Annotated in this window: 19 protein-coding genes; 10 read left to right on the forward strand and 9 right to left on the reverse strand. The window is 69.9% G+C overall.

Features of this window, described 5'->3' with window-relative positions; translation table 11 throughout:
• Nucleotides 1-4 precede the first annotated feature (4 nt).
• From ACZ4MF_RS07235 to ACZ4MF_RS07260, 6 genes are all read left to right on the forward strand, one after another.
• Nucleotides 5-802: a type III pantothenate kinase gene (locus ACZ4MF_RS07235; RefSeq protein WP_467490593.1), complete on the forward strand. Its 798-nt coding sequence runs from the start codon at nucleotides 5-7 to the stop codon at nucleotides 800-802.
• A 229-nt stretch (nucleotides 803-1031) separates the two neighbouring features.
• Nucleotides 1032-1679 (forward strand): hypothetical protein, encoded by a 648-nt coding sequence (locus ACZ4MF_RS07240; protein WP_467490694.1) that lies wholly within the window; start codon nucleotides 1032-1034, stop codon nucleotides 1677-1679.
• A gap of 115 nt (nucleotides 1680-1794) precedes the next feature.
• Nucleotides 1795-1974, forward strand: a complete 180-nt coding sequence (locus tag ACZ4MF_RS07245) for a hypothetical protein (protein ID WP_071373304.1) — start codon at nucleotides 1795-1797, stop codon at nucleotides 1972-1974.
• Between the two features lie 168 nt (nucleotides 1975-2142).
• On the forward strand, nucleotides 2143-2610 hold the full coding sequence (locus ACZ4MF_RS07250; RefSeq protein ID WP_467490595.1) for a BlaI/MecI/CopY family transcriptional regulator: 468 nt from the start codon (nucleotides 2143-2145) through the stop codon (nucleotides 2608-2610).
• A gap of 9 nt (nucleotides 2611-2619) precedes the next feature.
• Nucleotides 2620-3153, forward strand: a complete 534-nt coding sequence (locus ACZ4MF_RS07255) for an amino-acid N-acetyltransferase (protein WP_356029173.1) — start codon at nucleotides 2620-2622, stop codon at nucleotides 3151-3153.
• A gap of 203 nt (nucleotides 3154-3356) precedes the next feature.
• Nucleotides 3357-3692: a histone-like nucleoid-structuring protein Lsr2 gene (locus ACZ4MF_RS07260; RefSeq protein WP_071383679.1), complete on the forward strand. Its 336-nt coding sequence runs from the start codon at nucleotides 3357-3359 to the stop codon at nucleotides 3690-3692.
• Here ACZ4MF_RS07260 and ACZ4MF_RS07265 read toward each other — a convergent pair.
• Nucleotides 3671-4441, reverse strand: a complete 771-nt coding sequence (locus ACZ4MF_RS07265; RefSeq protein ID WP_467490597.1) for an SCO3374 family protein — start codon at nucleotides 4439-4441, stop codon at nucleotides 3671-3673. The two genes, ACZ4MF_RS07260 and ACZ4MF_RS07265, sit on opposite strands and share 22 nt — an antisense overlap.
• Nucleotides 4442-4898: 457 nt before the next feature.
• Between ACZ4MF_RS07265 and ACZ4MF_RS07270 the strand changes: the two genes are divergently transcribed.
• Nucleotides 4899-7424, forward strand: coding sequence for an ATP-dependent Clp protease ATP-binding subunit (locus ACZ4MF_RS07270; RefSeq protein WP_356029169.1), 2526 nt, complete (start codon nucleotides 4899-4901; stop codon nucleotides 7422-7424).
• A gap of 87 nt (nucleotides 7425-7511) precedes the next feature.
• Here ACZ4MF_RS07270 and ACZ4MF_RS07275 read toward each other — a convergent pair whose 3' ends face one another.
• Nucleotides 7512-8144, reverse strand: a complete 633-nt coding sequence (locus ACZ4MF_RS07275) for an HAD family acid phosphatase (RefSeq protein WP_467490599.1) — start codon at nucleotides 8142-8144, stop codon at nucleotides 7512-7514.
• A 407-nt stretch (nucleotides 8145-8551) separates the two neighbouring features.
• On the opposite strand from ACZ4MF_RS07275, the gene ACZ4MF_RS07280 reads away from it, so the two are divergent.
• Nucleotides 8552-9100, forward strand: a complete 549-nt coding sequence (locus ACZ4MF_RS07280; RefSeq protein ID WP_467490601.1) for a M23 family metallopeptidase — start codon at nucleotides 8552-8554, stop codon at nucleotides 9098-9100.
• Between the two features lie 14 nt (nucleotides 9101-9114).
• On the opposite strand, the gene ACZ4MF_RS07285 is transcribed toward ACZ4MF_RS07280, so the two are convergent.
• Complete coding sequence (locus tag ACZ4MF_RS07285) at nucleotides 9115-9714, reverse strand: TetR/AcrR family transcriptional regulator (RefSeq protein ID WP_356029163.1); 600 nt, start codon at nucleotides 9712-9714, stop codon at nucleotides 9115-9117.
• Nucleotides 9715-9840: 126 nt separating this feature from the next.
• On the opposite strand from ACZ4MF_RS07285, the gene ACZ4MF_RS07290 reads away from it, so the two are divergent.
• Nucleotides 9841-11433 (forward strand): MDR family MFS transporter, encoded by a 1593-nt coding sequence (locus ACZ4MF_RS07290; protein WP_467490603.1) that lies wholly within the window; start codon nucleotides 9841-9843, stop codon nucleotides 11431-11433.
• A 122-nt stretch (nucleotides 11434-11555) separates the two neighbouring features.
• On the opposite strand, the gene cseC is transcribed toward ACZ4MF_RS07290, so the two are convergent.
• The 5 genes from cseC to ACZ4MF_RS07315 all read right to left on the reverse strand — a co-directional run bounded on the left by cseC (nucleotide 11556) and on the right by ACZ4MF_RS07315 (nucleotide 16025).
• Nucleotides 11556-12911, reverse strand: a complete 1356-nt coding sequence (cseC, locus tag ACZ4MF_RS07295; RefSeq protein ID WP_467490605.1) for a two-component system sensor histidine kinase CseC — start codon at nucleotides 12909-12911, stop codon at nucleotides 11556-11558.
• An 11-nt stretch (nucleotides 12912-12922) separates the two neighbouring features.
• Entirely contained in the window at nucleotides 12923-13627 is a 705-nt protein-coding gene (gene cseB, locus ACZ4MF_RS07300) for a two-component system response regulator CseB (RefSeq protein ID WP_071385193.1), read from the reverse strand.
• A 57-nt stretch (nucleotides 13628-13684) separates the two neighbouring features.
• Complete coding sequence (locus ACZ4MF_RS07305) at nucleotides 13685-14341, reverse strand: hypothetical protein (RefSeq protein WP_467490607.1); 657 nt, start codon at nucleotides 14339-14341, stop codon at nucleotides 13685-13687.
• Nucleotides 14329-14868, reverse strand: coding sequence for a SigE family RNA polymerase sigma factor (locus ACZ4MF_RS07310; protein WP_030751823.1), 540 nt, complete (start codon nucleotides 14866-14868; stop codon nucleotides 14329-14331). Before ACZ4MF_RS07310 ends, ACZ4MF_RS07305 begins: the two co-directional genes overlap by 13 nt.
• A 281-nt stretch (nucleotides 14869-15149) precedes the next feature.
• Nucleotides 15150-16025, reverse strand: coding sequence for an HhH-GPD family protein (locus ACZ4MF_RS07315; RefSeq protein WP_467490609.1), 876 nt, complete (start codon nucleotides 16023-16025; stop codon nucleotides 15150-15152).
• A gap of 180 nt (nucleotides 16026-16205) precedes the next feature.
• On the opposite strand from ACZ4MF_RS07315, the gene ACZ4MF_RS07320 reads away from it, so the two are divergent.
• The gene (locus tag ACZ4MF_RS07320; RefSeq protein ID WP_467490611.1) at nucleotides 16206-17015 is read left to right on the forward strand and encodes a hypothetical protein; all 810 of its coding nucleotides are present in this window, start codon (nucleotides 16206-16208) and stop codon (nucleotides 17013-17015) included.
• A gap of 114 nt (nucleotides 17016-17129) precedes the next feature.
• Here ACZ4MF_RS07320 and disA read toward each other — a convergent pair whose 3' ends face one another.
• On the reverse strand, nucleotides 17130-18254 hold the full coding sequence (gene disA, locus ACZ4MF_RS07325; RefSeq protein ID WP_071378492.1) for a DNA integrity scanning diadenylate cyclase DisA: 1125 nt from the start codon (nucleotides 18252-18254) through the stop codon (nucleotides 17130-17132).
• Between the last annotated feature and the right edge of the window lie 57 nt (nucleotides 18255-18311).

Genomic DNA, 18311 nt, shown 5'->3' on the forward strand with positions numbered 1-18311 from the left:
GGCCATGCTGCTCACGATCGACGTCGGCAACACGCACACCGTCCTCGGCCTGTTCGACGGCGAGGACATCGTCGAGCACTGGCGCATCTCCACGGACGCGCGCCGCACGGCGGACGAGCTGGCGGTGCTGCTCCAGGGCCTGATGGGCATGCACCCGCTGCTCGGTGAGGAGCTGGGCGACGGCATCGACGGCATCGCCATCTGCGCGACCGTCCCGTCGGTGCAGCACGAGCTGCGCGAGGTCACCCGCAGGTACTACGGCGACGTGCCCGCGGTGCTGGTGGAACCGGGCGTGAAGACGGGCGTGCCGATCCTCACCGACAACCCCAAGGAGGTCGGCGCGGACCGGATCATCAACGCGGTCGCGGCCGTGGAGCTGTACGGCGGCCCGGCGATCGTCGTCGACTTCGGCACGGCGACCACGTTCGACGCGGTCTCCGCGCGCGGGGAGTACGTCGGCGGTGTCATCGCACCCGGCATCGAGATCTCCGTGGAGGCGCTCGGCGTCAAAGGCGCGCAGCTGCGGAAGATCGAGGTGGCCCGGCCGCGCAGCGTGATCGGCAAGAACACCGTCGAGGCCATGCAGGCGGGCATCGTGTACGGCTTCGCGGGGCAGGTCGACGGGGTGGTCGAGCGGATGGCCCGGGAGCTGGCCGAGGACCCGGACGACGTGCGGGTGATCGCCACGGGCGGGCTCGCGCCGATGGTGCTGGGGGAGTCCTCGGCGATCGACGAGCACCAGCCGTGGCTGACGCTGATCGGGCTGCGCCTGGTGTACGAGCGGAACGTGTCGCGCATATGAGACGGCCGGCGCCCTCTTCGGGAGGCGCCGGTCTTTCGACCGGGTGGCGCCGGTTCTCGCATTCCACGCGCGCGGACGTCGCCCGGATATGGCGCGCGGGTGCGTGTTCGTGGCCCCGGGCGAGGGAAACACGGAGCGACACGCGGCGACACAGCATTACGGTCCGTCACTTTTGTCCGATTAGCGGTAGCGTCGCCGCATGCCCACGCCATACGGATCCCGCGGCGGCATGGCGTTCGGCGTGGAGGAGCTGCGTGTGCTCCGTCGCGCCCTCGCCCTCGCCCTTCACCCCGGCCAAGCCTCTGCCGGGGACGTCCAGGACTGTTTCCGGCTCGCCGAGTCGCTCGACGAGGCGATGTGCGAGGGGGCGAGACTGCGCGCGTTCCTGGTGGCCGACCTCGGCCGGTACCGGGCCGCGCTGCCGGGTACCGCCGCCGGTTACCTCACCCTCCTGGAGGAGGCGCTGGGCGCCGGGCACCGGCCGACGCCGGACGACCTGGCCGCGCTGCGGGCGCTGCGCGGCAATCCCGCGGCGGCCGCGCTGCTGGACCGTTGCCAGGCGCTGGCCGAGCAGGACGTACGAGCCCGGTTCGCACAGGGCGCCCGGACGGTGCCCGCTCCCGCCGTACCGCCCGCACGGACGCGCCTGACGGCCCTTCCCGGCGGCGCGGGCGAGTCCGGGGTCCAGGAGGCCGGGGAGCCGGCGAAACCGGCGGAGAAGCCCGCTCAGAAGCCGGGGCCGGCCCCCGCGGAGCGCCCCGCCCCGCAGCCGGCGCCCCCGAAGCGCCCCATCCCGACGCCGGGCGAGGTCTTCCCGCGCCGCAAGCCGATGCCGCCGGCGGAGGACAACGGGTCCCGTCAGCTCGCCGCGGGCTGACCCGCCCGCCCGTACCCGCCCGCCCGTCGGGGTGTCCGCGCAGGTCGGGAGGCCAGCCGGGTGGTTCGCGCACCCCGCACCTTTCGCCCGTTCCCGCCTGGCTACCCTGTCAGGCATGGACTACGTCTCCGCGCTCGTGCCTCCGGTCGTGATGGCCGTGTTCTTCATCGGTTTGGTCAGGGTGATCGTGAAGACCCAGGGCGGGGCCGCCAAGGCCAAGGAGGACGCGGCCGTCGACGCCGCCCTCGCGCGCGCGGAGAGTGCGCGGCAGGCCTCCGCCGGCGGCGACGCCTGATCCACCCCGGGCGTACGACTCCCGCATCCCGTGGGGTGCGGATCCGAGTCGTACGCCCTTTTTGTTCGCGTTCGCAGGGTTAGTGCACGTCCGGCACGCCATTGTCAGGATCTACCACTATTGTTCTGAGCTGTGCCTCGCCCATTGGGAGAACTCGAAGACGCGGTCATGACGCGGGTGTGGAAGTGGAACCGCCCGGTGACGGTTCGAGAAGTCCTGGAAGACCTCCAGCAGGAACGCTCGATCGCGTACACCACCGTGATGACCGTTTTGGACAATCTCCATCAGAAGGGCTGGGTGCGCCGGGAGGCCGAAGGACGGGCCTATCGATATGAGGCCGTCTCGACACGGGCCGCCTACGCCGCCGCCCTGATGAACGACGCGTGGTCGCAGAGCGACAACCCGGCCGCCGCTCTCGTCGCCTTCTTCGGGATGATGAGCGAGGAACAGCGGCACTCCCTCCGCGACGCGGTACGCATCGTCCAAGGACCGGAAACCCCGGAAGCTTCCGCAGCCCCCGAAGCTCCCGAACCCCGGCAACAGGAAGCCGCGCAACAGCAAGCTCCGCGACAGGAACCGGCCGAACCTCGCCAAGAGGAGAACCCCGGCTCGGCAGAGGACGCCGCCGGGCGATAGCGTCCGCTCATGTCAGCCGAGCGCCCCGAAGTCTCCGCAAAAGACATCACCGTCCGCCGGGCGCGGACCAGCGATGTCCCGGCCGTACGCCACCTCCTCGACGCCTACGTGCGTGACCGCATCCTGCTCGACAAAGCCACCGTCACGCTTTACGAGGACATCCAGGAGTTCTGGGTCGCGGAACGCGACGACAACGCCGAGGTGGTCGGTTGCGGTGCGCTGCACGTCATGTGGGAGGACCTCGCGGAAGTCCGCACTCTCGCGGTGAAGCCGGGCCTCAAGGGCGCCGGCGTCGGCCATCAGTTGCTGGAGAAGCTGGTCGAGACCGCACGCCGGCTCGGCGTTCGCCGCGTTTTCTGCCTCACCTTCGAAGTGGACTTCTTCGGGAAGCACGGCTTCGTGGAGATCGGTGAGACGCCCGTCGACGCGGATGTCTACGCGGAGCTGTTGCGTTCCTATGACGAGGGCGTCGCCGAGTTCCTCGGTCTCGAACGAGTGAAACCGAACACCTTGGGCAACAGCCGGATGCTTCTGCATCTGTGATCGTCATTGCCCGAGTGCCCTATGTCCGAAACGCGCATGTTTCCGGGTCTAGGGAGTCCACCGGTGCTCTCCCGGGGGTTTGTGTTTTTCCGGCAAAAGCGGTTTGCTTTCCGGCGTAGTGCAGTACTGCATATAACAGGGGCGGCGAAACGGCGGACGCCGCACACCCCTGGCCCTCAACGTTATCGATGAAAGGAAATCCGGTGGCACAGAAGGTTCAGGTCCTTCTTGTCGACGACCTCGACGGCGGCGAGGCGGACGAGACCGTGACGTTCGCGCTGGACGGCAAGACGTACGAGATTGATCTCACGACCACCAATGCGGACAAGCTGCGTGGGCTTCTGGAGCCCTATGTGAAGGGCGGCCGTCGTACCGGAGGCCGTGCCTCTGGTGGACGCGGAAAGGCCCGCGCCGCTTCCGGTGGCAACCAGGACACCGCGGCGATCCGCGCCTGGGCGAAGGAGAACGGTTACGAGGTCAACGACCGCGGCCGTGTTCCGGGGAACATCCGCGAGGCCTACGAGAAGGCCAACGGCTGATCCCGCCGCACGGCGGGCGACGGCCCGGCGCCCGCGCGCCGCAGCCGGACGCGGTGACACTCCGCTGCCACCGTGTCCACCAGTCGCACGAGATCGGGGGCGCTCCCCTCGCGTCCCATCGCCGACAGCGCAGGCAGCGAGGCCTCGGCCTCGCCTCCCGGCCGGGGGGGCCGCAGCCACACGGCGGCCCCCCGTACGGAGCCGAAAGGCACGGAGCCGAAAGCCGGACCGGCCGTCGGCAGGTCGGCCGTCGGCACACCGGCCTCCGGCACACCGGCATCCGGCAGCGATGACCTCGGCGCCTCCGGCGCACCGCCGGCCCCCGGTGGCGGCTCCGGTGCCTCCACCGCGCCGCCCGCGCCCAGGGCCCGCAGGTCGAGGGGGACGGCGCTCCACTCCAGCCAGTCCAGCAGCCCCGGCAGCTCCTCCGCGCCGCCCGCGGCCACCAGCAGCTTCATGCGGTCGCCCCGCAGCGCCACCGGAGAGCCCGGCGCGAGATGCCGGAGCGCCCGCGCGCCCGCCTCGGCCGGCACGTCCAGGACGTCGAACCGCACCCCGGTGAGCAGCCGCAGCGGCCGTCCGGGCACGGTCGCCCACCCCAGATCGTTCTCGTACCAGTGGCGGGTTCGTGCCTCCGGGCCGGCCGCCGCGGAGCACGGCCCCGATTCCGGGGCAGGAGGGTCGAGGAGGCCGTCGCCCGGGTCGAGGGGCCGGCGGGGAAAGGGGACGGTGTGGACAGGGTGAGTCATGCGGTGCTCCCGGGCCGGGCCAGCCATGCCAGGTGCAACCGGCCGAGCGACCTGATGGTTACGCTGCGTACTCGAAAGGTTGCTCACGGTTTCGCAAGAGGAGGCGTGTGGGGGGTCCGGGGAGCGCGAGGTTGTTCGCCCTTAGCGGAGGGAACGGGGCCGTACGGCATGGAGTGTCAGTCCCCGCGGGTAAGACATGCCTAGTGGGAGGGGGCGACACGCAGGACGGCCCGTCTCACGTTCGCCATCGGCGTACTGGCGATGAGGGTAACTGCCTGGCCTGCGGGAACATCGTCTCGCACCATCAGGTTGGGACAGATGTCGGCGTTCGGGGTCAGGAGGCCAAGGACGGTGTCGGCAGTTGGAATGAGCGGTCCCCGCTTGCGGGACTAAGCTGCGGAAGGACAGGGAGGGGAAGTTCCCCCCACTGCCTGACCGCTCTGAGGAGCGATTAACGATGTTCGAGAGGTTCACCGACCGCGCGCGGCGGGTTGTCGTCCTGGCTCAGGAAGAAGCCCGGATGCTCAACCACAACTACATCGGCACCGAGCACATCCTCCTGGGTCTCATCCACGAGGGCGAAGGTGTCGCCGCTAAGGCCCTGGAGAGCCTCGGCATTTCGCTTGAGGCGGTCCGCCAGCAGGTGGAGGAGATCATCGGCCAGGGCCAGCAGGCCCCGTCCGGGCACATCCCCTTCACTCCCCGTGCCAAGAAGGTCCTGGAGCTGTCGCTCCGTGAGGCTCTTCAGCTGGGCCACAACTACATCGGCACGGAGCACATCCTGCTCGGCCTGATCCGTGAGGGCGAGGGCGTCGCCGCCCAGGTCCTGGTCAAGCTGGGCGCAGACCTCAACCGGGTGCGGCAGCAGGTCATCCAGCTGCTCTCCGGTTACCAGGGCAAGGAGACCGCCACCGCCGGCGGCCCGGCCGAGGGCACCCCCTCGACCTCCCTCGTCCTCGACCAGTTCGGCCGGAACCTCACCCAGGCCGCTCGTGAGTCCAAGCTCGACCCGGTCATCGGGCGCGAGAAGGAGATCGAGCGGGTCATGCAGGTGCTGTCCCGCCGTACGAAGAACAACCCGGTCCTGATCGGTGAGCCCGGCGTCGGCAAGACCGCCGTCGTCGAGGGCCTCGCCCAGGCCATCGTCAAGGGCGAGGTGCCCGAGACGCTCAAGGACAAGCACCTCTACACGCTGGACCTCGGCGCCCTGGTCGCCGGCTCCCGCTACCGCGGTGACTTCGAGGAGCGCCTGAAGAAGGTGCTCAAGGAGATCCGCACCCGCGGCGACATCATCCTGTTCATCGACGAGCTGCACACGCTGGTCGGTGCGGGTGCCGCCGAGGGCGCCATCGACGCCGCGAGCATCCTGAAGCCGATGCTGGCCCGCGGTGAGCTGCAGACCATCGGTGCGACCACGCTGGACGAGTACCGCAAGCACCTGGAGAAGGACGCGGCCCTGGAGCGCCGTTTCCAGCCCATCCAGGTCGCCGAGCCGTCCCTGCCGCACACGATCGAGATCCTCAAGGGTCTGCGCGACCGCTACGAGGCCCACCACCGCGTCTCCATCACGGACGAGGCCCTGGTCCAGGCGGCCACCCTGGCCGACCGGTACATCTCGGACCGCTTCCTGCCGGACAAGGCGATCGACCTGATCGACGAGGCCGGGTCGAGGATGCGCATCCGCCGGATGACCGCTCCGCCGGACCTGCGCGAGTTCGACGAGAAGATCGCCGCCGTCCGCCGGGACAAGGAGTCCGCGATCGACTCGCAGGACTTCGAGAAGGCCGCCTCTCTGCGTGACAAGGAGAAGCAGCTGCTGGCCGCCAAGGCCAAGCGCGAGAAGGAGTGGAAGGCCGGCGACATGGACGTCGTCGCCGAGGTCGACGGCGAGCTGATCGCCGAGGTCCTCGCGACCGCCACCGGCATCCCGGTCTTCAAGCTGACCGAGGAGGAGTCCTCCCGCCTGCTGCGCATGGAGGACGAGCTCCACAAGCGGGTCATCGGCCAGGTGGACGCCGTCAAGGCGCTGTCGAAGGCGATCCGTCGTACGCGTGCCGGTCTGAAGGACCCGAAGCGTCCCGGTGGTTCGTTCATCTTCGCCGGCCCGTCCGGTGTCGGTAAGACCGAACTGTCCAAGGCGCTCGCCGAGTTCCTCTTCGGTGACGAGGACGCGCTGATCTCCCTCGACATGTCGGAGTTCAGCGAGAAGCACACGGTCTCGCGTCTCTTCGGTTCGCCCCCCGGCTACGTGGGCTACGAAGAGGGCGGCCAGCTCACCGAGAAGGTGCGCCGCAAGCCGTTCTCCGTCGTCCTGTTCGACGAGGTCGAGAAGGCCCACCCGGACATCTTCAACTCGCTGCTGCAGATCCTGGAGGACGGTCGCCTGACCGACTCCCAGGGCCGGGTCGTGGACTTCAAGAACACGGTCATCATCATGACGACCAACCTCGGCACCCGGGACATCTCCAAGGGCTTCAACCTGGGCTTCGCGGCCTCGGGTGACACGAAGACCAACTACGAGCGCATGAAGAACAAGGTCCAGGACGAGCTGAAGCAGCACTTCCGGCCCGAGTTCCTCAACCGTGTCGACGACGTGGTCGTCTTCCCGCAGCTGACGCAGGAGGACATCCTGCGGATCGTCGACCTGATGATCAGCAAGGTGGACGAGCGCCTGAAGGACCGGGACATGGGCATCGAGCTCTCCCAGTCCGCCAAGGAGCTGCTGTCCAAGAAGGGTTACGACCCGGTGCTGGGCGCGCGTCCGCTGCGTCGCACGATCCAGCGCGAGGTCGAGGACACGCTCTCGGAGAAGATCCTCTTCGGCGAGCTGCGCCCCGGTCACATCGTGGTCGTGGACACCGAGGGCGAGGGCGACGCCCAGACCTTCACCTTCCGCGGTGAGGAGAAGTCGGCGCTGCCCGACGTCCCGCCGATCGAGCAGGCGGCCGGCGGTGCCGGGCCGAACCTGAGCAAGGAGGCGTAAGCCTCCGGCGGACCAGCCGAGTTGAAGGGGCCGGTGCCTTTGGCACCGGCCCCTTCAGCGCATCCGGAGATCAAGCGCCGACGGTCGTCAGGACAACTGCCCGTTGTAGTCGGGGAGCTTGAAGGTCTTCTCGGCGTGGCCGCCGGAGAGGTCGGTGGCGCTGTTGCCGATGTTCGCGATGATCGTGTAGCCCTTGTTCTCGATGTCGACGCGCTGGGCCGTCTTGTAGGCGGCGACGTCCTTGAAGAGGTCGAACAGGCCGCGGACGTAGAGGCCGGAGACGTCGTAGCCGTCGTACTTCAGGTTCCACTCGGTGGGCTCTTCGATGATGCCCGGGCGGGCCGTGACGAAGAAGAGCGAGACGCCGTGCTCCTGGGCGTACTGCGCGACGTTCAGCACGGGCTTGTTGGCCGGCTGGGGGAAGCTGAAGCCGTAGTCGGTCTCCAGCGTGGTGTTGTCGATGTCGAAGACGATCGCCTGCTTCTCGCCCGGCTCGGCGGCGGCGATGCGCTCCTTCAGGTACGGCAGGGCCTGGTCCATCACCGTCTGGCAGTCCTTCTGCCAGGTCGCGTAGTCCACCTTCGTGGCCGTCGCGGTGGCGGTGGTGCCGGCCGCGGTGCTGCTCGTGGTCGCGGCCTGGGCCGGGGCGGCCAGTGCGGCCAGGGCGGCCACGGAGACGGCGGTGGCGGAGATACGGCGAGCCCAGGGGCCTCTGGTCATCGGTGGGGGTCCTCTCACGCGGACGGGTCCTGAATGTCAGGGGCATGATCTGAGGTGAGGGTGGCGTGAGGGGAACCGTAGGGTTACTGAACGGTAGGCGCCCAGGGGGTGTGCGTCACATTCACGTGATCGCCGACGGGGAACCCGGTGATAAGCCGCACAGGTCATGTGCCCGCTACTAGCCCGGATAGTGGAGCCGGCCGGACGGGTAAAGGGCCGACAAAGAGAGCGTCATGACCGGAGCCGGTGGGTAAAGAACGGCGGCCTCGGAGCGATGGCATCTACTACCGGGCGCCGTAGGAGAGGCGTTTTGGGGTGGGCGGGGTGCTGGGCTACCAAGGAGTGGCCGCCCGGAGGGACATCCGTTCGCCGGGTGGCGGCTCTGTCCCCGAGTTCACGAGGTTTCGATGTTCCAGCGCGTCACGTCCCGTTCTTCCCGTACGTCCTCGCTCCGCGCCCGCGTGACCGTCCTGGCCGCCGCGATGGGGTCCCTGGCCGTCGTGGGGACCGGGGACGCGAGCGCGGCCGCGCCGTCGGCCGGCTGGGTCGCCCCGGTGAAGAAGTACACGCTGTCGGCCCGGTTCATGCAGGCCGGCGGCATGTGGCAGGCCAAGCACAGCGGTCTGGACTTCGCCGTGCCGACCGGCACCGCCGTCGTCGCCGCGCACGGCGGCACCGTCGTCAAGGCCGGCCCGAACGGCGCCGGCGACGGCCCCGCGTACGGCAACGCCGTCGTGATCAGGCATGGCGACGGCGCGTACTCGCAGTACGCGCACCTGTCCCGGATCGACGTCAAGGCGGGCCATGCCGTCAAGGCCGGCCAGCGCATCGCGCTGTCCGGCTCCACCGGCAACTCCACCGGTCCGCACCTGCACTTCGAGATCCGTACGACCCCGAACCACGGCTCCGCCGTCGACCCGGCCGCCTTCCTGCGCGGCAAGGGCGTCACCTTCTGAGCGGCGTCACCCCCCTACGTGCGCCGGCAGGCGTGTTCGTGGGCCTGGGTGATCAGGTCCAGGGAGACCGCGAGCGTGGCCGCGCGCTTCTTCTCCACGTCTCCCTCCAGGTCCTGCATCGCGAACATCCCTGCGTGCAGCGTGAACATCGCGCTGACGGAGCGCACCTGGTCGACGAGGTCGGCGCCGGGGTCGATGAGGATGTCCCGCAGGCCCCGCATCCGGTCCTTGAAGATGTCGCCGATGCGCAGTTCCCGTACCGTCGCCTGGTTCTCCTGCATGAAGCGGAACAGCGGCTCCGCCTCGGCGAGGGCCGCGCTGTAGCGGCGGATGATCTCCCGCTTCGTGTCGAGCGTGGACGGCTGCCCCCGGCCCCACTCGATCAGTTCCGCCATCGGTTTCGTCAGGTCCTCGAAGAGGCTGACGATGATCTCTTCCTTCGTCTTGAAGTGGTAGTACAGGGCTGCCTTCGTGACGTCGAGACGCTCGGCGATCTCGCGCAGCGAGGTCTTCTCGTAGCCCTGCTCCGCGAAGAGTTCGAGCGCCACGTCCTGGATGCGCTGGCGGGTGTTGCCGCGGCGCTGCTGTTTCGTGCCGTCCATCGTGCCGCCCATCCTCGTACTCCTTGCGCTCCCATGAAACTTACTTGACGCCCGGCTAGTGACAGGTCTACCTTCCGCAGTGTAGTCAACTAGCCGGGCGGCAAGTAAGTAGAAGCCGCAGGGGGAATGGAAAGAAAGATGGCGGACACAGTAGGAAGCGCCACCGCGGGCCAACAGCCCGCAAGTGAGGGCAAACAGCCCAAGAGCGTGCGGGTCGTGCTGCTCGCGCTGATGATCGCGATGATGCTCGCGATGCTCGACAACATGATCGTGGGTACGGCGATGCCGACGATCGTGGGTGAACTGGGCGGCCTGGAACACCTGTCCTGGGTGGTCACCGGCTACACCCTGGCCACCGCGGCCTCGACCCCGATCTGGGGCAAGCTCGGCGACATGTACGGGCGCAAGGGGTCCTTCCTCAGCTCGATCGTGATCTTCCTGGCCGGCTCCGCCCTCAGCGGCATGGCCCAGAACATGGGGCAGCTGATCGGCTTCCGTGCCGTGCAGGGCCTCGGCGCCGGCGGTCTGATGGTCGGCGTCATGGCGATCATCGGCGACCTGATCCCGCCGCGGGAGCGCGGCAAGTACCAGGGCATGATGGCCGGTGTCATGGCGCTGGCGATGATCGGCGGCCCGCTGGTCGGCGGCACCATCACCGACAACTGGGGCTGGCGCTGGGCCTTCTACATCAACCTGCCGCTCGGCGCCGTCGCGCTCGCGCTGGTCAGCGCCGTGCTGCACCTGCCGAAGAAGCGGGCCAAGGCGGGCATCGACTACCTCGGTGTCGTCCTGCTGACCGTCGGCATCACCTCGATCGTGCTGGTCACCACCTGGGGCGGCAGCGAGTACGCCTGGACCTCCGCGCGGATCATGGAGCTGATCGCCATCGGCGTGGCCTCGCTGGTCGGGTTCGTGTTCTGGCAGACCAGGGCCGCCGAGCCCGTGCTGCCGCTGCACATCTTCCGGAACCGCAACTTCACGCTGATGTCCTTCATCGGCTTCATCACCGGCTTCGTGATGTTCGGCGCGACGCTCTACCTGCCGCTGTACCAGCAGTCGGTGCAGGGCGCGTCCGCGACCAACTCCGGTCTGCTGCTTCTGCCGATGCTCGGCGCGATGCTGGTGACCTCGATGGTCGCGGGCCGGGTCACCACCAACAGCGGCCGCTACAAGGCCTTCCCGATCGTCGGCGGTGTCCTGATGGCCGTCGGTCTGTACCTGCTGTCCACCATGGACACCGGTACGACCCGGCTGACCTCCGGCATCTGCATGGCCGTCCTCGGCCTCGGCATGGGCTGCCTGATGCAGATCACCATGCTGGTCGCGCAGAACAGCGTGGAGATGAAGGACATGGGCGTCGCGTCCTCGTCCACCACCCTGTTCCGTACGCTCGGCTCGTCCTTCGGTGTCGCCATCATGGGCGCGCTGTTCAACGACCGGGTCAAGCACGTCATGGCCGAGCGGGCCGGTACGGCCGGCAAGCACATGACCGAGAAGAGCGCGGCGCTGGACGCCAAGAGCCTGCAGAAGCTGCCGCCGATGATCCGGGAGGCCTACCAGCACGCCGTCTCCGCCGGTACGCACTCGGCGTTCCTGCTGGGCGCGGCGATCGCGGTCCTCGTACTGGCCGCGGCGGTGTTCGTGAAGGAGGTCCCGCTGCGGGGCGCCGGCGCCAAGCCGTCGCCGGAGGGCGAGGACGCCGCCGCGCCGGTGATGGTCGAGGCCGTCTGATCCCACCCGCCTCACCCTGAACCGAAGACCCCGGCCGGTGTCCGCCCCGGGGTCTTCTTCCTTCTCCGCTCAGCTTCCCTTTCCGCTCGGCGGCCCGTCGCCAGGGGCGCCGTACCGCCGAATCAGCCGCTTCCCCCCGACAGCGGCAGCATCGGATAGCTCCCCGTCGCCGTCGGCGCGTGTTCCGGCAGCCACAGCACCGCCACCGCGCCCTCCGCCGGGATGTGGGGCGGGGAGCCGGCGGGGCGGATGTTGCGGAAGGTCAGGCGGGCGCCGAGGACGCGGGCCTGGCCGGCCGCGATCGTGAGGCCCAGCCCGTGGCCCTGGCCGGCGCGGTCCTTGCTGCCCGTGCGGAAGCGGCTCGGGCCCTCCGCGAGGAGTTCCTCGGGGAAGCCGGGGCCGTGGTCCCTTATGCGGATGACGCGGCCCTCGACGGTCACCTCGACCGGCGGGCGGCCGTGCCGGGCGGCGTTGGCGAGGAGGTTGAACAGCACCCGCTCCAGGCGACGCGGGTCGGTGGTGACCTCCGACTCGTGCACCACCTGTACGGCGATGTCCGGGTTCTTGGCCGCCACACGCCGGGTGACGAACTCGCCGAGCATGATGTCCTGGAGCTCGGCCCGCTCCGACGCGCCGTCGAGGCGGGCCACCTCCAGCACGTCCTCGACCAGCGTGCGCATCGCCTTCGCCCGGTCCAGGACGAGTTCCGTCGGGCGGCCGGGAGGGAGCAGTTCGGCGGCTGTGAGCAGACCCGTCACCGGGGTGCGCAGCTCGTGCGCGATGTCGGCGGTGACCCGGCGCTCCGCCTCCAGCCGCTGGCGCAGCGCGTCCGCCATGGCGTCCACCGCGCGCGCGAGGTCGTCGGTCTCGTCCCGTACGACCCCGCCGATGGCCTCGCGCACCCGCACGTCGGTCTCGCCCTTGGCGACCATGTTCGCGGCGGCCGCCGCCTTGCGCAGCCGCCGGGAGAGCTGGCCGCCGATCAGCACGCCGAGCGCGCTGCCGCCGAGGACGACCGAGACCGAGCCGATGATCAGGGCCTGGTCGAGATCGTTCAGCATCTCGGCCGAGGGATCCGGCAGATGGCTGTGGTACGACAGCACGTGCCCGTCCTTGACCGGCACGGCCGCCCAGATGTCCGCCCGGCCGGCGTGGTCGGAGACGTCGCTGACCATCCGGCCCTCTTCGAGCTTCTCGCGCAGCGCGTCCGGCAGGTCGGGGTCGTCGAGCTTGATGTTGGGGAAGTTGGGGCGACGGTTCAGCTCGTAGTTGCGCTGGGCGATCTGGACGCGGTCGTTGGCCAGCTGACGCGCGTTGTCCAGCATCGAGACCCGGGCCGCGTTGTGCACGACCAGGCTCAGCACGATCGCCACGAGCCCGGCCACCAGGGCGATGGCCGCGCTGAGCTTCCATCTGAGCCCGGTGCGCAGGTCCATGCGCTCCATGCGCAGCATCGGTCGCCGAAGGAACCCCCACATGTGCGCCTCGCTCAGGCCTTCAGCTTGTAGCCGAAGCCGCGGACCGTCTCGATCCGGTCCTGGCCGATCTTCTGGCGCAGCCGCTGCACATGCACGTCGACGACCCGGGTGTCCCCGCCCCAGCCGTAGTCCCACACACGCTCCAGCAGCTTGTCACGGGAGAGCACCGTGCCCGGCGCGGAGGAGAACTCCAGCAACAGGCGCATCTCGGTCGGGGTGAGCGCGACCGGCTGTCCGGCCCGGCGCACCTCCATGCCCTCGGTGTCGATCTCCAGGTCGCCGAAGCTGAGCACGCCGCCGGTCACCTCGTCGGCGGGCTGCTCGCCCTGCGCGCCCCCGCCCGCGTGCCCGAAGCGGCGCAGCACCGCCCGGATCCGGGCGACCAGGACGGCGCCGTCGAACGGCTTGGTCACGTAGTCGTCGGCGCCGGCCTCCAGGCCGAGGACGACGTCGATGGAGTCGGCGCGCGCGGACAGCATGATCACCGGCACGGTCGACTCGTCGCGGATGCGGCGGCACAGGCTGACGCCGTCCAGTCCCGGGACCATGACGTCGAGCAGCGCGATGTCGGGACGGTCGGCCCGGAACGCCTCCAGGCCGGACAGGCCGTCGGGCATCGCGGTGACCGCGAAGCCGTCGCGCTCCAGGGCGAGCTGGGTGGCCTCGCGGATGACGTCGTCGTCCTCGACGAACAGGACGTGGGTCTGGTCTGCCATCCCGGTGCTCTCAGTCCTCGTGCTCGGTCGGTGGTCGTGGGCGGTCGGTGGTCGTGGTCAGTTGTCGGGCGGGGGTGTCGACTCGGTGCCCGCGCCGGTCTTGCCGTAGTCGGTGTGCACCGATGGCCGTCCGACGAAGCGGCCCCCGGTCCAGTCGTAGGTGATCACATCCTCGCCGGACGGGCTGGAGATCGGATCGCCCTTCTTGTAGACCTGCTTGGTGACGGTCAGCAGGCCCTGGTCGACCTCCGCGTAGACCGGCGATTCCTCGGTCTTGAAGACATTCTTGTACGTCCCGCCCTCGTCCCGGTACACATACGACCCGATGCCGACCGCGTCGGCGCAGGTCAGCACGTTCACGACGACGTCGTCCGTCGAGCCGCCGGTGAGCTGGCCGTAGGTGACGTCGACCGGGTACTCCTCGCCGCTGCACGGCTTCAGCTCGCTCTTGACGGTCGTGGAGACCTGGGGGTCGTCCTTGACCAGCGACACCGCGTCCACCCGCTTGTACGTGCCGGACGGGCTCGCCGACGGCGAGGCGACGGCCCCCGCCACCGCCGAGGCATGTGCCGGGCCCTCGTCCCGGGCGCCCGTGCCCCCCGTGCCGCACGCGGCGACCAAAAGGGCGAGGGCGGCGAGCACGGCCCCCACCGTGATCACCGCCTGTGTACCGCCTGGGGCCCGCTCGGACCCGGCCTGTGTCAGGCCGCGCAACGCTCCCGCTCCTCACGCTCCAGCGCGCGTGCGTCCAGATCGCGGGCCTCCAGCTCCTCGCGGAGCCGGGCGAGCGCCCGGTGCAGCGTGCTCTTGACCGTACCGGCCGACATGCCGAGGGCGGCGGCCGTCTCCTCCGTGGACATCTGCTCCCAGTGTCGCAGCACTACAACACTGCGCTGTTTCGGCGCGAGCACCTTCATGACATCCATCAGCAGGGCCCGGTCGGCGTGCTGCTCGGTGGAGTCGTCCACGGACGCGTCCGGCAGCTGCTCGGTCGGGACCTCCTCCAGCTTGCGCGCCCGCCACCACTCGGTCCGGGTGTTGATCATGACGCGGCGCAGATAGGCGTCGGCGAGCCGCTTGTCGGCGATGCCCTCCCAGCGGCCGTACGTGCGCACCAGCGCGGTCTGGAGCAGGTCCTGTGCGTCGACAGGGTCCGGAACCAGTCGGCGCGCGCTGCGCAGCAGCGCGTCCTGCCGGGTGCGGACGTACTCCTCGAATTCGAGCACCTCGCCCTGCGCCATGATCAACCGCCTCCGTTCCCCGTTCACTCCGGCTCGCGCCTGAAGTCCTGCGTCTTGCGTTCCCCGTATCCCCGGTGGTCTGCCGGGCACAGAAACGAAGTTAGGCAGTGGTTGTCACGGCGCTGTGCGAGCCAGCCTTCGGCTAGCAATCGGCTATCCGTCAGTTGTGTAACGGAAGGCGGTGAGGGGTAAGAGGGGTGATCACTATGTCCCTTTATGGGGCGCTTTGTCGTGATGAGTGCTCGGTAACGGGGAGGCGTTCGCCGTGATGTGACCGCCCGTCAGCTGAGCGGCAGTCGATACAGGCCGCCGGGCAGCGGCTCCACCAGACCGTCCGTGACGAGTCCGTCGAGCGCGCGGGCCCGCTGCACCGGCTCGTGCCACACCCGGTCCAGCGTCGCCTGCGGCACCGGCGCGTGCGCCTCGCGCAGGACCGCCAGCAGCTTGCCGCGCACCTGGCGGTCCGTCCCCGCGTACGTCTGTCCGCGTCGCGGCGGCCCCGCGTGCTCCGGCTTGCCCGCCAGCCGCCACGCGCACTGCGCCGCGATCGGGCAGCGCGCGCACCCCTCGTTCTTCGCCGTGCACACCAGCGCGCCCAGCTCCATGGAGGCGGCGGCCCAGCGTGCGGCCGTCGCCTCGTCCTTCGGCAGCAGCTCGCGCGCGAGCCTGCGCTCGGCGGCCGTCGTCGCGTTCGGCGGGTACTGCACCCCGGTCACCGCGCGCGCGAAGACCCGGCGCACATTCGTGTCCAGCACCGCGTGCCGCTGCCCGTACGCGAAGGAGGCGACGGCCGCGGCCGTGTACTCGCCGATCCCGGGCAGGGCCAGCAACTGCGCGTGGTCCGTGGGTACGTCCCCGCCGTGCCGCTCCGTTATGGCCACCGCGGCGCCGTGCAGCCGCAGGGCCCGGCGCGGATAGCCGAGCCGGCCCCAGGCGCGCACCGCCTCGCCCGGCGCCTCCTTGGCGAGATCGGCCGGGCGCGGCCAGCGGGCCAGCCACTCCTCGTAGACGGGCAGCACCCGGCTGACCGGGGTCTGCTGGAGCATGAACTCGCTGACCATCACACCCCACGGACCCGCCTGCGGGCGGCGCCAGGGGAGGTCGCGGGCATGGGTGTCGAACCAGGCGATCACGGGGGTGTGGAGCTTCTCAGTCATGGCCTTCCGATCCTGCCACGCCTGGGCGGGCAGGGTGGGTGACGGCACGATCACCGAGCGTACCGAAACGTGAAGAACCCTGACTGTTACGGCAGTTACCGGGATGATGATCCGGAAAAGTTGGTACCGGAGCGGCGGGTGGCACAAGACAGCGCGCCGTTCTCTCGTAAGGTTTGGGCCGTGGGATCTCTGCGCAATCCGGTCGGGCCGCTTCCCTCCTCCATCTACTGGCGAAGGAGGGCCGTCATGCTGGCCGTGGTCGCCGTGCTGGCGCTGGTGATCACACTGGTCGTCACCGCCGGCGGCGGAGGCGGCAAGAAGAACAGCGGCGCGTCCAACGGCAAGAATCCCGCGAACACCATCACGCCGGGCCCTTCCTCGTCCGGGCCCGCGATCAGCCAACACCCGGGCGGGCGCGACGAGTCGAGCGGCGGCAGCAGCGCGGGCGACTCCGGGTCGGGCGGCGACGGCGGTTCCGGCTCCGTGGACTCCTCCGGCGGCTCGGGGTCCGGCGGCGGCTCGTCCTCGGGCGGGGCGGGCGGCGGTACGGTCGTCGCGGGCGACGCGCTCCCGGCGTCCTCCTCGCTGCCCAACTGCACGTCCTCCGCAGTGGCGTTGAGCCTGAAGAGCCTGCACAACTCCTACTCGCCGGACCAGACGCCGACCTTCGAACTCACCGCGAAGAACAGCTCCTCGGCCGACTGCAAGATCGATCTCGGGCCGAAGAACGCGGTGTTGACCATCACGCCGTCGTCCGGCAGGGACGCGTTGTGGACGTCGTCCGACTGCCCCAAGGGCGCGGCGAGCCTCGTCTTCCGGGTGCCGGCGGGGCAGAGCATCACGTACAGGGTGACGTGGGACCGCAAGCCGAGCGCCGCGCAGTGCGCGACGCCTGCGGCGGGCTCGGCGAAGGCGGACACGTATCTGCTGGAGGCCAGCACCCCGGGCTTCGGCAAGCAGCAGGCTTCGTTCGTGCTGTCGGCTGATTGACGCGTGACAGCTCGGGTGGGGCTGTCGTCGGGCGGCTGCGGGTTCGTCGTGGTTGTTCGCGCCCACGCGGCGGAGCCGCATATCGATGCGGCCCCGCGCCCCTGACGGGGCGCGCTAGACGTACCGCTCCAGAATGGAAGACTCCGCCAGCCGCGACAGGCCCTCGCGCACGCTCCGGGCGCGGGCCTCGCCCACGCCGTCCACGGTCTGGAGGTCGTCGACGCTCGCGGCGAGCAGCTTCTGCAGGCCGCCGAAATGCTCCACCAGCCGGTCGATGATCGCGCCCGGCAGCCGCGGGACCTTGGCCAGCAGCCGGAAGCCCCGTGGGGAGACCGCCGAGTCCAGCGTCTCGGGGGACCCGGTGTAGCCCAGCGCACGTGCCACCGTGCCCAGTTCGAGCAGCTCCCCGTGGGTCAGCGCGTCCAGCTCGGACAGCGCCTCCTCGACCGTGCGGGAGCGCTTCGCCGTCGGCTCGGGGACATAGTCCCGCACGACCAGCTCGCGGTCCGGCTCGACGCCCGCGATCAACTCCTCCAGCTGGAGGGCCAGGAGGCGGCCGTCGGTGCCCAGTTCGACCACGTACTCGGCGATCTCGGTGGCGATGCGGCGGACCATCTCCAGCCGCTGGGCGACGGCGGAGACGTCCCGGACCGTCACCAGGTCCTCGATCTCCAGCGCCGACAGCGTGCCCGCCACCTCGTCCAGGCGGAGCTTGTACCGCTCCAGCGTGGCCAGCGCCTGGTTCGCACGGGACAGGATCGCCGCCGAGTCCTCCAGGACGCGGCGCTGACCGTCGACGTACAGGGCGATCAGGCGCATCGACTGGGAGACGGAGACCACGGGGAAGCCGACCTGCTTGCTCACCCGGTCCGCCGTACGGTGCCGTGTGCCCGTCTCCTCCGTCGGGATCGTCGGGTCAGGCACCAGCTGCACGCCCGCGCGCAGGATCTTCGACAGGTCCGACGAGAGCACGATGCCGCCGTCCAGCTTGCACAGCTCGCGCAGCCGGGTCGCGGTGAACTCCACGTCCAGCACGAAACCGCCCGTGCACATCGCCTCGACCGTCTTGTCCGAGCCGAGGACGATCAGCCCGCCGGTGTTGCCGCGCAGCACGCGCTCAAGGCCGTCGCGCAGGCCCGTACCGGGAGCCACGGCGCTCAGCGAGGCGCGCATCAGGCCATCGGAACCGGCACTCCCACCGATCTTTCCGGGAGCTGCTGCCCGGTCGTTGGCTGCCACTGCACTCCTCCGGTCGCAGGTTCTGACGCGCCCCCGCACCCGTACTCTGTTCGCACG

This window comes from Streptomyces sp. NPDC025793 (assembly GCF_055558375.1).

What these genes read in the sequence shown, in the direction of transcription:
- ACZ4MF_RS07235 (WP_467490593.1), top strand. Translation starts at nt 5, where the DNA reads ATGCTGCTCACGATCGACGTCGGCAACACGCACACCGTCCTCGGCCTG.
- ACZ4MF_RS07240 (WP_467490694.1), top strand. Translation starts at nt 1,032, where the DNA reads ATGGCGTTCGGCGTGGAGGAGCTGCGTGTGCTCCGTCGCGCCCTCGCC.
- ACZ4MF_RS07245 (WP_071373304.1), top strand. Translation starts at nt 1,795, where the DNA reads ATGGACTACGTCTCCGCGCTCGTGCCTCCGGTCGTGATGGCCGTGTTC.
- ACZ4MF_RS07250 (WP_467490595.1), top strand. Translation starts at nt 2,143, where the DNA reads ATGACGCGGGTGTGGAAGTGGAACCGCCCGGTGACGGTTCGAGAAGTC.
- ACZ4MF_RS07255 (WP_356029173.1), top strand. Translation starts at nt 2,620, where the DNA reads ATGTCAGCCGAGCGCCCCGAAGTCTCCGCAAAAGACATCACCGTCCGC.
- ACZ4MF_RS07265 (WP_467490597.1), bottom strand. Translation starts at nt 4,441, where the DNA reads ATGACTCACCCTGTCCACACCGTCCCCTTTCCCCGCCGGCCCCTCGAC.
- ACZ4MF_RS07270 (WP_356029169.1), top strand. Translation starts at nt 4,899, where the DNA reads ATGTTCGAGAGGTTCACCGACCGCGCGCGGCGGGTTGTCGTCCTGGCT.
- ACZ4MF_RS07275 (WP_467490599.1), bottom strand. Translation starts at nt 8,144, where the DNA reads ATGACCAGAGGCCCCTGGGCTCGCCGTATCTCCGCCACCGCCGTCTCC.
- ACZ4MF_RS07280 (WP_467490601.1), top strand. Translation starts at nt 8,552, where the DNA reads ATGTTCCAGCGCGTCACGTCCCGTTCTTCCCGTACGTCCTCGCTCCGC.
- ACZ4MF_RS07285 (WP_356029163.1), bottom strand. Translation starts at nt 9,714, where the DNA reads ATGGGCGGCACGATGGACGGCACGAAACAGCAGCGCCGCGGCAACACC.
- ACZ4MF_RS07290 (WP_467490603.1), top strand. Translation starts at nt 9,841, where the DNA reads ATGGCGGACACAGTAGGAAGCGCCACCGCGGGCCAACAGCCCGCAAGT.
- cseC (WP_467490605.1), bottom strand. Translation starts at nt 12,911, where the DNA reads ATGTGGGGGTTCCTTCGGCGACCGATGCTGCGCATGGAGCGCATGGAC.
- cseB (WP_071385193.1), bottom strand. Translation starts at nt 13,627, where the DNA reads ATGGCAGACCAGACCCACGTCCTGTTCGTCGAGGACGACGACGTCATC.
- ACZ4MF_RS07310 (WP_030751823.1), bottom strand. Translation starts at nt 14,868, where the DNA reads ATGGCGCAGGGCGAGGTGCTCGAATTCGAGGAGTACGTCCGCACCCGG.
- ACZ4MF_RS07315 (WP_467490609.1), bottom strand. Translation starts at nt 16,025, where the DNA reads ATGACTGAGAAGCTCCACACCCCCGTGATCGCCTGGTTCGACACCCAT.